Source organism: Bacillota bacterium (genome assembly GCA_013178125.1).
GTDB lineage: Bacteria > Bacillota > SHA-98 > Ch115 > JABLXJ01 > JABLXL01.
On record JABLXJ010000006.1, the window covers coordinates 108,193 to 120,670 of the forward strand.

Below are 12,478 nucleotides of genomic sequence, written 5' to 3' on the forward strand. Positions count from 1 at the left end.
CCAATTGCGCTCCTATTTCCCTCTTGCATTCCCACACGAGCAATCTCGCTCCCGGGGCATGATATCGATCGCCCGCATGATGTAATCCCTGAGCCTCCTGGAGCTCTCATTCATGGCATCCACAACCTCGGTATGGGTCAGGGGCGTCTTCGAGATGCCAGCCGCAAAATTCGTCACAATTCCTATAGCCCCGTAGCAGAGGCCCGCTTCCCGCGCCAGGACCACCTCGGGCACGCCGGTCATCCCCACGACGTCACCGCCCAGCATCTTGAACATGCGGATCTCAGCCGGTGTCTCAAACCTGGGCCCCTCAGTCGCGACGTAGCAGCCGCTCTCGTGGGGCGCGAAGCCTAGCTCGCATCCTGCCCTGATCAGGCACTCTCTCATCGAGGAGCAATAAGGCTGGGTGAAATCGGTGTGAACAACCCTCCCATCCTGGCCATCGAAGAATGTCGATTCCCTCCCCTTCGTGAAGTCCAGGAACTGGTCGAGGATGACGAAGTCTCCCGGCCTCATGGACGGATTCAGCGAACCCACGGCCGATGTTGCTATTACCTGATCAACTCCGATATCCTTGAGCGCGCGGATATGCGCCCGGTAGTTCACCTTATGAGGGGGGACGGAGTGGGTCCAACCGTGCCTCGCGATAAAGACTACGTCCGCGCCCCTGCAATGCCCGGCCCTGACCTCTACCTCGCCATAAGCTGTGGCCACCCTCACTGTCTGGATGTCCTCCAAAATGCCGGGATCATATACCCCGGTGCCGCCTATTATCCCTACCTTCATCACCTTCACAGTATGACCCGCCCCATACAACACGATATAACCTGCCGCATATAGCCCGTCTCCACCTTATCGCCCACCCCGCTCCTCCACTCATCCAGTTTATTTTATTTAGGGCTCAAACTTAGGGCTCAAAATCTCCTTTGCTTTTGCTTTATTTTATCTACGGCCTTCATCTAAGGCTCAAAATCTCCCTGCGGGCGTTCGGGGCCTTTAAAAACTCCACCGCCGCCGCAATGTACCAGCCCTTCTCTTTGTAAGCGAGGGCTAGCAGGAGATGTGTATATTCATTCCGGGGGTCCAGGTCGAGCGCCTTCTGCAGGGTTGAAATCGCATCATCAAGCCGGCCCACCCGGGCATAAGCCACAGCCAGATAATGTTTGACCCACACGTTCCTGCTATCAACATCCGCCAGGCTCTGGAAACATGAGAGCGCTTCCGCATACCTGTCAAAGGCATAGTAGGTGAAGGCCAGGTAGTTGAGGGCGAAAATATCCCTGGGATTGCGCCTGAGCGAATCCTCGCCTTCGAGGGTTATCTGCCTGCAAAAGGTCTCGTAATCCGCCCTGGCGAGCAACTTGAATTCATTGTTGGCGTCGACTATCCTTCCCGTATTCGCATAAGCGATGGCGAGATTGAGATGCGCCCTGAGGTCAGTGTCGCTTGCGCACCTGTTGGCATCTATGATGCTCTGCCAGTTTACGGCGCTCGCAAGGCACGCAGACCCGGGGCTGGTTGCCATCGCCGTGGAAATTAGAGTCAACAGGGCTATAACGAGCCCTGTCACGCGAACCAACGTCAGGAACCCGGCGTTCCACCTGGTGGACCGGGCCTCCAGCATGATCCACCCACCCCTTACAACTTACTCACTCAGCCATGACTCGCCCGAGAGCAGCCTCGATCCGGTCCAGCCCGGCTTCAATCCGCTCCCTTGACGTAGCGTATGAAAAACGGACAAAATCATTCGCCCCGAAGGCCGATCCCGGGACCACGGCCACCCTGGCTTCCGCAAGGAGCGCCTCGGCGAACGTCTCGGAATCCTTGACCACCGTCCCGCCCAGTTTCTTGCCATAGAGGCCGGATATGTCAGGGAAGGCGTAGAACGCGCCCCTCGGAAGGACACACCTCACCCCCGGGAGCTTATTCAGCCTCTCGACCATATAATCCCTTCGCTGTTTGAATTCCCTGACCATGTTGCGCCTCGGCTCACCGGGCCCGAGCAGGGCTGCGATCGCCGCTTTCTGGGATATGGAGGGAGGGTTTGATGTCTGGTGGCTCTGCAAGTTGCTCATGGCCTTGATTATAGCCTTGTCGCCGCACGCGTAGCCGATTCGCCAGCCCGTCATCGCATGGGCCTTTGACACGCCATTCACCACGATCGTGAGCGACTTGATATCCTCGCCGAAGGATGCGATGCTCACATGCCGGGCATCATCATACACGAAATCCTCATATATCTCATCCGAAAGCACATAGATGCCGTGCTTGATCGCGATCCGGGAGATCTCCTTCAACGTCCCGGAATCCAGGACCGATCCTGTAGGGTTGCACGGGCTGTTCAGGATTATAAGCTTTGTCCGCGAGGTTATTGCCCCTTCAAGAGCCCCAGCCTTTAGGACAAAACCGTCATCCGGGGAGGTCTCTATGAAAACAGGCACCGCCCCGACCATCCTGACCATCTCGGGATAGCTAACCCAGTAAGGGCTCGGTATAATAACCTCGTCGCCCTCGTCGCAGAGGGCCTGAATCACGTTATAGACAGAGTGTTTTGCACCGCAGGAGACTATCACCTGAGACGGCTCGTAAACCAAACCGTTCTCCTTCCGGAGCTTCTCGCAAATGGCCTCCTTCAGGTCAGCCGCCCCTGATGCCGGGGTATATTTAGTATAGCCGTGGTTTATTGCGGCTATAGCCGCCGCCTTTATGTGATCAGGTGTGTCGAAATCAGGCTCGCCGGCCCCAAAGCCTATGACATTCACACCGGCCTTTCGCAGCTCAGCGACGCGCGCGTCTACGCCGAGGGTCTTAGATGGGGCAATGCTCGATGCACGCTTTGCTAGCTTCATTGTCAACTGCTCATCCCTTCCTCAAGATACTTCCTTAAAGATACCTCAAGATACCCCCTAAAATACCTGGCCATAGAATCCCTGGCCATAGTTATGTTATCCCCAACCTTATCCCTAACCGCGCAGCTATTCTTAACCCTTTCGGGGTAGCCGCCCTATTTCCCCAGGACCTTGACCAGCACCTTTCGAAGCCTCGGCCCATCGAATTCGCAGAGGTATATCCCTTGCCAGGTTCCGAGGACGAGTCTCCCGTTCTCTATCAGGATCGTTTCCGATGCGCCCACGATGCTGGATTTTATATGGGCCGCCGAATTCCCCTCCATGTGGCTATACCCGGCATCGAATGGCACCACCCTCGCGAATTGAGCCAGGATATCCTTTTGAACGTCAGGGTCAGCCCTCTCGTTAATAGTTACCCCTGCGGTCGTATGCGGGACGAACACGACGCATATGCCATCCTTGATGCCGGACTTTACCACAATATCGCTTACGAGAGATGTTATATCTCGAAGCTCTGTGCGCGCTCTCGTTTCGATAGTAAGCTCGCGCATGGCCAGCCACCTGCCTTCGCCTCCGGGCCTCCGGATAGTCCCAAACCTGGTATTCTTGTATTATTCTACATACCCTGGCTAACTCCTTTATGATACATGATACATGTATCACAATCACCTCATAATCATCATAATCATCTGTCCCATAAACAATAATCCCCTAAAATAATAGTCCTGTCCTCCAAATAATAGTCCTTATGAATAACTGCAATGAATAATAACACCGGAAACCCACCGGCAGGTATATCGTGAAATCATGCAGGAGTATCTAGCCGCCCGTCGAATAGAATGTCGGATAGAGTTTGGAACGAGCCCTGTTGCACTACCCGCTCAGCCATAGTTGCATTATATAATATATAGTTGCATTATATTCAGCTACAACTGCATTATATAATGTCATAGTACTGATGTTATGCATAGATATGGCAAAAATATGGCGGATGGCCAGATTTGGAGGGATTTAGTGATGAAGATATTTCTCGACACAGCAAATGTAACCGAAATCCGCACAGCATACAGCTGGGGCGCGATCGACGGCGTGACCACAAACCCAACACTTGTGTCACGCGAGGGCCGGAAATTTGAAGACGCCATCAAGGAGATATGCAGCATCGTCCCAGGCCCTGTGAGCGCTGAGGCTACGAGCCTGGATGCCGAGGGAATGATCAAGGAGGGGGTCCAGCTCTCCGGCTGGGCGCCGAATGTTGTTGTAAAGATCCCCATAACTGCTGAGGGGCTCAAGGCCGTGAGAGAGCTCTCGGCGCGCGGCATCAAGACGAATGTAACCCTCGTCTTCTCGCCCACCCAGGCACTACTCGCCGCAAAGGCGGGGGCGACCTATGTGAGCCCATTCCTGGGCCGCATTGATGACATAGCCCAGACCGGCATGGATCTCGTCAGGGACATCGTTACTATATTCAAGAATTATGGCTTCACCACCCAGGTTATCGCCGCGAGCATCAGGTCGCCCCTCCACGTGGCCGATGCTGCAAAAGCCGGGGCGCATGTGGCCACGGTCCCATTTAAGGTGCTGGAACAGATGATAAAGCATCCTCTAACTGATATTGGTATCAAGCGCTTCCTTGATGATTGGAACAAGGTGCCGAAATGAGCTACCAAGTCGCGCCCTCACGCGTATCACGTAATAGGGCATCCCGTGGGGGAGGGTGAGCGAGCAGACTACTTGCTCACCCTCCCCATAGGACACTCTGCTACGTGATACGTGTGGGGCGGAAGCCGCGAAGCCGGAGGCTGTTTGTAACAACAGATACTGAGCTCAACGCCATCGCCGCAGCAGCGATCATTGGATTCAACAGCAGACCGGTGAACGGGTAGAAGACGCCTGCGGCGATGGGTATCCCCAGGGTATTATAGATAAACGCCCAGAAGAGGTTCTGCCTTATCGTTGCCATCGTCCTCCTGCTCAGCTGGATCGCCATGACCACCCCGCGCAAGTCGCCGCTCATCAGGGTAACATCCGCGGCCTCCATTGCAATATCGGTGCCGGTGCCTATAGCTATCCCAACATCCGCCTGCGCCAGGGCCGGCGCATCGTTTATGCCATCCCCCACCATGGCGACCACCCTGCCTTCACGCTGGAGACTTTTTACCTCCTCCGCCTTATCCTGCGGCAGCACCTCGGCCAGGACCCTCTCAATCCCGGCCTCCCTGGCGATGGCTTCAGCTGTGCGCCTGTTATCACCGGTTATCATCACAACCTCGATACCCATCCTGCGAAGGGCTGCAACGGCTTCCCTGGAGCCAGGCTTAAGCGTGTCGGCAATGGCTATGACGGCGGCCAATTTCCCGTCAACAGCCACGAGGGTTGGAGTCTTGCCCCTGGACGATAAGGCATCCGCGGCGGGGCTCAGGCCTGAAAGATCAAGCTCCCGGGCGTCTATGCCGTTTTCCTGCAGGAATTTGATATTTCCAATGAGAACATCATGGCCCTCCACCTTCGCGCGAATGCCGCGCCCGGGCACGGCTTCAAAGTCATGAGGTTCCGCAAGTTTCAGGCCCTGCGCCCCAGCCTTCGCCACGATGGCCTGGCCAAGCGGGTGCTCGGAGGCCTTCTCGGCAGATGCTGCGAGCCTGAGGACCTCCCTGGCGTCCGGCTCCGGTTGGCCGCTTGAACCATCTGGATGCTCCCCCGGTCCGCTCCCCGGGCCGCCCCCTCGAGTATTTTCCAGGTCTTTCCCCAGGTCGACCGCTGGCGCCATGGCCGGCGCACCCGCGACTACGATATCCGTGACCTCCGGCTCGCCCCTGGTCAGGGTCCCAGTCTTATCAAAAATTACCGTCTGGGCCCTGTGGACCCGCTCGAGGTGCTCGCCCCCTTTAAACAACACGCCGTTTTCGGCGCCCTTTCCCGTCCCGACCATTATGGCCGTCGGGGTCGCGAGCCCAAGCGCGCAGGGACAGGCGATGATGAGGACGGATACGAAATTCAACAGGGCAAGGGTCAGGGGCGGCTCGGGCCCAAACAGCAACCACGCGAGGAAGGTAATTACTGCTACCGCAATGACAGCGGGAACAAAGACGGCAGCCACCCTGTCAGCCAGTCGCTGTATGGGCGCCTTGGAGCCCTGGGCCTCCTCGACGAGCCTTATGATCTGCCCAAGAACAGTATCCCTTCCGACCTTCGTCGCCTTGAACTTGAAGGTCCCTGTCTTATTGATCGTGGCGCCTACGACCTCATCCCCTGCATCCTTCTCCACTGGCAGGCTCTCGCCGGTCAGCATGGATTCATCAACGCTGGAGCGGCCCTCTATGACGACACCATCGACGGGTATTTTCTCTCCGGGCCTCACGATGATGATATCCCCGACCCCAACCTCCTCAACGGGTATGTCCATTTCCTGGCCGTTTCGCAGGACGCGGGCGGTTTTCGCCGCGAGGCCCATGAGCCTCTTTATAGCCTCAGAGGTGTGGCTCCGCGCAACAGCCTCAAGGTAGCGCCCCAGGAGGATCAGGGTTATTATTACTGCAGAGGTGTCGAAATAGACGCTCGGAGCCAGGCCGTGGCGGGTGAAAAGGCCGGGCAGGAACGTAATGACAGCGCTATAGAAATAAGCTGCCGAGGTCCCGACGGCCACCAGGACATTCATATCGGCCGACCCGTGCGACAGGGCGGCGATGGCGCCGCGATAAAAACGCATCCCCGACCAGAACTGCACTGGCGTGGCTAGAGCCAGAAGGACGAACCGGTCGGCGAGGAGCTTGGGAATCCACGGTGCCCATTCACGCATGGCCCCGGCCATGATCAGGGCGGCAAGGACGCCGCTCACGAGGAGCTTCCCCTTTATATCCTCTAGCTCCCGCTCGCGTGCAAGCCGCTCGGCGTCCGCGCCGGCTCCCGGCTCAGCCAGTATATCGACCTCGAGCGGTTCGTAGCCTGCATCCCGGACAGCCTGGGATATCTCGGCCACCGAAACCTCCCGGGGGCGATACTCCACGGTGGCCCTCTGGGTGGCGAAGTTCACCTGGGCTTTCGCGACGCCGGGGAGGTCTGAGAGGGCTCTCTCGATTCGCGTTGCACAAGAGGCGCAGCTCATGCCGGAGATGGGCAGGTCGATACGCGCCCGCGCCTCACTGGCGGCGCTACCGGCGCCCGCGCCGGAATTTATCTTGCGATCACGCGGCATAGGTCAATCCCCCAATCCAGAAACTAAAGATGAGTGATAACCAAGGATAAGCGCAGTAAAGAAAAAATTCCAGTAAGAATGGTGATTTAAGGATGCTGATTTTTCAGAGAATCCAATTCTAGATTCAACCATAGCATATCCGAGTTATAAGATCAACTATATCTGGATATTAATGGAATATAGCCCGGCTTGATCTGGACATTCTTGATCTGGACATTAGTGAAATATGGCCTGGCTTGCGAAGGATAATCGCGCTGAAAGGCGAATACTAAAAGTCAAGCAGGGCTGGCAACCGTCCCGAGATCGCCAGGATCACCGGGATTACCAGGATTACGATGTTACATGTTAGCCCTGTATGCCTGTGAGGTGATAGCCTTGTTCCGGATTCAGATTAAAGCTCTAACGCGCGCCGCCACAATTGCAGGCCTGTATGTTGTGCTTTGTTACGCGCTGGCGCCGATAAGCTTCGGGCCGGTCCAGCTCAGGGTGGCTGAAGCCCTGACAGTCCTCCCCATACTCTATGTCGAGGCCGTGCCCGCGCTTTTCATCGGATGTCTGCTCGCCAATATCATCGGCGGGCTCGGGCCATGGGATATCTTTGGCGGGAGCCTTGTTACGCTCATCGCCGCGGCGGTCACATATAGATTCCGCCATAGCGTTATTGCTTACCTGTCGCCCATAGTCTTGAATGGCCTGCTCGTCAGCGCATATCTGAGCGCAATATTCAAGGTCCCCTACGTAATCACCGCACTCAGCATAAGCGCCAGCGAGGCCATTGTCGTGCTCCTGATAGGCGTTCCCCTTATCAGGTACCTTCGCCGCAGGGGGACTCCTTATAAACAAAACCCGTAAGCAAAATAGAGATCCCGGGAGCGAAATTAAGATACAAACAGAATTAGGAACAGAATTGGGAAAGACAGCAAGATATAAGGGTAAAGGAGGAATTCATAATGCCTATAGTTCAAATCGAATTGTTTGAGGGGAGAACCACCGATCAGAAGCGCAGACTGGTAGAGAGGGTCACAAACGCGATAGTAGAGTCCGTCAATTGCCCGCCAGAGGCCGTCACGATAATCTTACGTGAAATGAAGCCGGAGAACTATGCGAGCGCGGGGAGGCTCTGGACCGATCGCTCATGAGCGAGGCATAAAATATCCAATCACGCATGACGCCCAACCACGCATGCCTCGCCCGGGACCTCACGGCCCCGGTTTTTTCTACTACTACTTCTTCTCTCCCCCGATTCCCTTGCCACTCCTCCCCTCTTCCCGAAACTCCCCGAGTCCCTGTCCATCCATTCCTACACCCCATGCCTGCATTACCAATATCCATATTAATATCCATTGATGCTCAATATTCAATGAAAGCCGGCGTACTGATAGTTTACGCGCAGATAGGTTATTGTAACTGCCCGCAGGTAAAAATAATTACATGCCGTGGTTATAATCCAGCTTTGCTTTTGGTGTAATAGTATATAATAATAAATATCAAGAGATAATAATTATTATAAACTTCCTAGCAGTCATACGGGGGAGATGTTAGGTGGACACCTCAATGATTCTCCGGGAGCACGGCTTGCGGGTGACGCCGCAACGCATAGCCATATACGAAGCCCTGGCGGGGACCAAAGAACACCCCAGCGTTGAGGCCCTTTACGACAGGCTTCGCCCGCATCACCCGGGTCTAAGTCTAAATACGATATATAAGACCCTGCAGGCGCTCGTATCCGCCGGCCTCGTGCGCAAGCTCGCCACCCACGAGGATATGCACCGCTACGACGCGAATCCGAAGCCCCACACCCATATGGTATGTCTCCAGTGCGAGCGCATCGATGATCTGGATGGCGATGCTGATGAAAAGATTGCCGGCATCAAGGACCTGATCTCAGAGGATACCGACTACGCCATCGTCGACCAGGACCTGTATTTCTATGGCTACTGCCCATCTTGCCGGGGGAAGCATCGCAAATGAATATAATACGATCTTAGCGTTGACCCGAAACCCGGGCCATCAAAATACAGCCCGACTTGCACTTGAATCAAATGAAGCCGGGCAAATCACAAATCAAGGGGAGGAAAGAACCATGTTGGAGCTCGTGAATGAAAACAAGGTAGGAGTGTGCAAGGGAACGAGCCTGGAGGAAGCCGTAGAGATGAATTTCAGGGGAGAGACCGGCGAGGTCGGCATCTATCTTGCCATGGCCAGGCAAGCGGAGCGCGAGGGCTACCCCGAGGCGGCAGTCGTGCTCGAGAAGATCGCCTGGGAGGAGGCCCAGCACGCAGCCCACTTTGCCGAGCTGAACGGCAAGATATCCACGAGCACAAAGGAGAATATCGAGAGGATGCTCAAGGGCGAGCAGGGAGCAAACAAGGCAAAGAGGGAGAGCGCGGTAAAGGCCAAGGAGGATGGGATCGACCCGGCTCACGACTTCTTCGATGAGTCCTCTCGCGACGAGGGGCGCCACGCCCGCGCCCTGCAGGGCCTGCTTGACCGATACTTTAAATAGGCAGTAAAACAGAATGGTACTGATGGTACTTACAGACTGGCACTGGGATAGATGATATAGAATAATGGAGGGGCGGCCGGGTGCTCAGGGCGAGGGCTCACCTGCCACCCGCCCGGCTCACCGGCTCAGCCCCCGCTTCCCATCTCCATCCCCGTCTCCATTTCCATCCTCGAAACCCTCGGACCTATCCACGAATCTGCCCATTGCCATAGACTTTATATTTTATGGACGTAAGCTCCGGGAGCCCCATCGGTCCGCGCGCGTGCAGCTTCTGCGTGCTTATCCCTATCTCCGCACCAAAGCCGAATTCCCCGCCGTCCGTAAATCTGGTTGAGGCGTTGACGTATACCGCAGCGGCGTCAACCCTGTCAAGGAACTCCCTAGCATTTCCCTCGTCCCGGGTGACGATGGCCTCTGAGTGCCGCGTCCCATACCTTTGAATATGCTCGATGGCCTCGTCAAGAGACGACACCACCTTAACGGCGAGGACCAGGTCGAGGAACTCCGTGCCCCAGTCCTCCTCGGTTGCCGCCTTTGCGCCGGGCAGGTAGCTCATCGCCCGAGGACACGCCCGGAGCTCGACGCCTCGCGTGCTGAGGGCTTTGCCGGCCTCCGGCAGGAAGCTGGCGGCGATATCCTTGTGCACAAGCAGGGTCTCTGCGGCATTACACACCGCGGGCCTCTGCGTCTTCGCATTTACGATTATATCCCTCGCCATGTCTATATCAGCGCTTTCATCCACATACACGTGACAGTTCCCCGTGCCCGTCTCGATAACCGGGATGGTGGAATTCTCAACCACCATGTTTATGAGGCCCGCTCCGCCGCGCGGTATTACAACGTCGATATACTCACGCAGCTTAAGGAGCCTGTGGACCGAGTCCCTCTCCGTCGACTCAATGAAGTTTATCGCCCCCGCAGGTATGCCGCTCTCCCGGGCAGCCCTATCGAGGACCTCGACTATAGCTGCATTGGAGTTTATAGCGCTGCTGCCCCCCTTGAGGATGACGCTATTGCCGGACTTCAGGGTCAGCCCAACCGCATCCGATGTGACATTGGGCCTGGCCTCGTAGATGATGGCAACCACGCCCAGCGGCACCCTGACCTTTTCTATCCTCAGCCCATTGGGCCTTGTCCAGCTGGCTACCACCTCGCCCACGGGGTCCGGCAGCTTCACGACATCCCGCAAGCCCTCTGCCATGCCCCTGATGCGCTTTTCATTGAGGGAGAGGCGATCGATGAAGGCAGGGTTTGCCCCCCCCGAGCGAGCGGCCTCGACATCCCGCCGGTTCGCATTCAGGATTTCGCCGGATGCATCGAGAAGCGCCTCGGCCATCGATTCCAGGGCTCTGTTTTTCGTTCCGGTGTCAATAAGCCCTAATTCATATGATGCAGCCCTGGCGAGCCTCGCCTTCTCGACTAGTTCACTACATTCAGCCACATGACTCGATTCAGGCACGACAACCCCTCCTCTGACTTGCATTATCCAGCTGCCGGGGGAGGAACAGCGTCCCCACCTCCGCACCATCAACTATCCTCTCGAGGATTTCCTCCTGTTCACTGCTGGCAACCACGACGTAGACTCCCCGGCCTGTAGCGATCCTCGCAGCCTCGATCTTTGTGGCCATACCCCCGACCGCAAGGTTGGAGCCGGTCCCTCCAGCGCAATGGCATATATTATCATCAATGTCGGAAACCAGGGGTATAAGTCTGGCATCCCTATCCTTCCTCGGGTCACCCGAATAAAGCCCATCCACATCCGACAGCAGGATGAGGAGCTGGGCCCCGGTGATGGTCGCGACCAGTGCGGAGAGGGTATCATTATCGCCGAATTTTATCTCGTCGACTGCGACCGTATCGTTCTCATTCACGATCGGCACAACGCCATAACGCAGGAGGGCCTCAAACGTGTTATGAACATTATGGTACCGCGCGGGGGAAGCAATATCCTCACGCGTTAAGAGGACCTGAGCCACAGGATGGCTATATTCCGAGAATAGTTTTTCGTACATATGCATGAGGATGCCCTGGCCTATGGCCGCAAGCGCCTGGGTCTCGGCGAGGTCGCTGGGCCGCTTCGCGAGGCCCATCCTCCCGACCCCGGCGGCAATGGCGCCGGATGTAACCAGGATCGCCTCGAGGCCCCGGTTTCTCAGATCGGCAACCTGGCGGACTATCCTCTCCATACGCCGCACGTTCAAATTGCCGTTGGGGTAGGCCAAAGAACTTGTCCCGACCTTGACGACAAGCCGCTCTATGCCCTGCATGATCACCTGACGCTCATTAGCTGTCAATCCAATACACTCCTTAGAATCTAGAGAGCCCCGCCAGGCCGCGCGCCTGGCCGGGCTCTCGTTCCGATGCTGGGCTCCATTTCCGCTACTCGACTCTAACTCGACTCTACTTGACTTACTTGAATCTACTTGACTCCACAGGCAGCCTCTCGAAATAGAACCCTTCAATGAGACCTTTCGAATAGAACCCTGCCTTCAAACCTCCCGGATGGCCTCCGTCGGGCAGCTCTCAACCGCCTCTTTCACGGTGTCCTCAAGCTCCTCCGGCACCTCGCCGGCCTTGGCCTGGGCCTTTTCATCATCGTTCCAGTCAAAGACCTCCGGGCACAAGTCAATGCATGTCCCGCAGCTAATACAAGCATCCTGATCCACTTCAACCTTCACAAGCTTCACCCCTCTGAGAAGATATGTTTCAGCGATTAACAGGCACCCCGGCCCCATGGATGGATGTGATGCCGTCAACTATTGTATTGTATCATAACCTATTATATCCACCGTTATCTTAATATTCACCATCACCCGACGCCATCCATCGCCTATCGCTTACTATCATACTATCATCGGGCGATATAATCAACTTCATTTTCCAAATCTCCAAATTTCCTGCCCGGCGACCTCAACCTCCCGCCGGCTT

13 protein-coding genes are annotated in these 12,478 nt (G+C 56.2%); 5 read left to right on the top strand and 8 right to left on the bottom strand.

Annotated features, from left to right (window positions below; translation table 11 throughout):
• Positions 1–12: 12 nt before the first annotated feature.
• The 4 genes from mtnP to HPY71_06990 all read right to left on the bottom strand — a co-directional run bounded on the left by mtnP (position 13) and on the right by HPY71_06990 (position 3,400).
• Positions 13–786 carry an S-methyl-5'-thioadenosine phosphorylase gene (gene mtnP, locus HPY71_06975; protein NPV53248.1) on the bottom strand — a complete coding sequence of 258 codons (774 nt, stop codon included), beginning with the start codon at positions 784–786 and terminating at the stop codon, positions 13–15.
• A 169-nt stretch (positions 787–955) separates the two neighbouring features.
• A complete protein-coding gene (locus HPY71_06980; protein NPV53249.1) occupies positions 956–1,624 on the bottom strand; it encodes a tetratricopeptide repeat protein in 669 nt (222 codons plus the stop codon).
• A 25-nt stretch (positions 1,625–1,649) separates the two neighbouring features.
• A complete protein-coding gene (locus tag HPY71_06985) occupies positions 1,650–2,849 on the bottom strand; it encodes a pyridoxal phosphate-dependent aminotransferase (protein NPV53250.1) in 1,200 nt (399 codons plus the stop codon).
• A 155-nt stretch (positions 2,850–3,004) separates the two neighbouring features.
• A complete protein-coding gene (locus HPY71_06990) occupies positions 3,005–3,400 on the bottom strand; it encodes a YjbQ family protein (protein ID NPV53251.1) in 396 nt (131 codons plus the stop codon).
• Between the two features lie 466 nt (positions 3,401–3,866).
• On the opposite strand from HPY71_06990, the gene fsa reads away from it, so the two are divergent.
• The gene (fsa, locus tag HPY71_06995) at positions 3,867–4,511 is read left to right on the top strand and encodes a fructose-6-phosphate aldolase (protein NPV53252.1); all 645 of its coding nucleotides are present in this window, start codon (positions 3,867–3,869) and stop codon (positions 4,509–4,511) included.
• Between the two features lie 100 nt (positions 4,512–4,611).
• On the opposite strand, the gene HPY71_07000 is transcribed toward fsa, so the two are convergent.
• The gene (locus HPY71_07000) at positions 4,612–7,044 is read right to left on the bottom strand and encodes a copper-translocating P-type ATPase (GenBank protein NPV53253.1); all 2,433 of its coding nucleotides are present in this window, start codon (positions 7,042–7,044) and stop codon (positions 4,612–4,614) included.
• 342 nt (positions 7,045–7,386) lie between these two features.
• Here HPY71_07000 and HPY71_07005 point away from each other — a divergent pair, with 342 nt between their 5' ends.
• From HPY71_07005 to HPY71_07020, 4 genes are all read left to right on the top strand, one after another.
• Positions 7,387–7,896 carry a QueT transporter family protein gene (locus tag HPY71_07005; GenBank protein NPV53254.1) on the top strand — a complete coding sequence of 170 codons (510 nt, stop codon included), beginning with the start codon at positions 7,387–7,389 and terminating at the stop codon, positions 7,894–7,896.
• Positions 7,897–7,994: 98 nt separating this feature from the next.
• Positions 7,995–8,183 carry a 4-oxalocrotonate tautomerase gene (locus HPY71_07010; protein ID NPV53255.1) on the top strand — a complete coding sequence of 63 codons (189 nt, stop codon included), beginning with the start codon at positions 7,995–7,997 and terminating at the stop codon, positions 8,181–8,183.
• A gap of 415 nt (positions 8,184–8,598) precedes the next feature.
• Complete coding sequence (locus tag HPY71_07015) at positions 8,599–9,015, top strand: transcriptional repressor (GenBank protein ID NPV53256.1); 417 nt, start codon at positions 8,599–8,601, stop codon at positions 9,013–9,015.
• A gap of 112 nt (positions 9,016–9,127) precedes the next feature.
• Complete coding sequence (locus HPY71_07020; GenBank protein NPV53257.1) at positions 9,128–9,550, top strand: rubrerythrin family protein; 423 nt, start codon at positions 9,128–9,130, stop codon at positions 9,548–9,550.
• Positions 9,551–9,734: 184 nt separating this feature from the next.
• On the opposite strand, the gene HPY71_07025 is transcribed toward HPY71_07020, so the two are convergent.
• The 3 genes from HPY71_07025 to HPY71_07035 form a co-directional block, all read right to left on the bottom strand.
• Positions 9,735–11,033 (bottom strand): glutamate-5-semialdehyde dehydrogenase, encoded by a 1,299-nt coding sequence (locus tag HPY71_07025; protein NPV53258.1) that lies wholly within the window; start codon positions 11,031–11,033, stop codon positions 9,735–9,737.
• Positions 11,002–11,817 (bottom strand): glutamate 5-kinase, encoded by an 816-nt coding sequence (gene proB, locus HPY71_07030; protein NPV53259.1) that lies wholly within the window; start codon positions 11,815–11,817, stop codon positions 11,002–11,004. The genes HPY71_07025 and proB overlap by 32 nt, the downstream gene beginning before the upstream one ends.
• Positions 11,818–12,039: 222 nt before the next feature.
• Positions 12,040–12,228, bottom strand: coding sequence for a ferredoxin (locus HPY71_07035; protein NPV53260.1), 189 nt, complete (start codon positions 12,226–12,228; stop codon positions 12,040–12,042).
• Between the last annotated feature and the right edge of the window lie 250 nt (positions 12,229–12,478).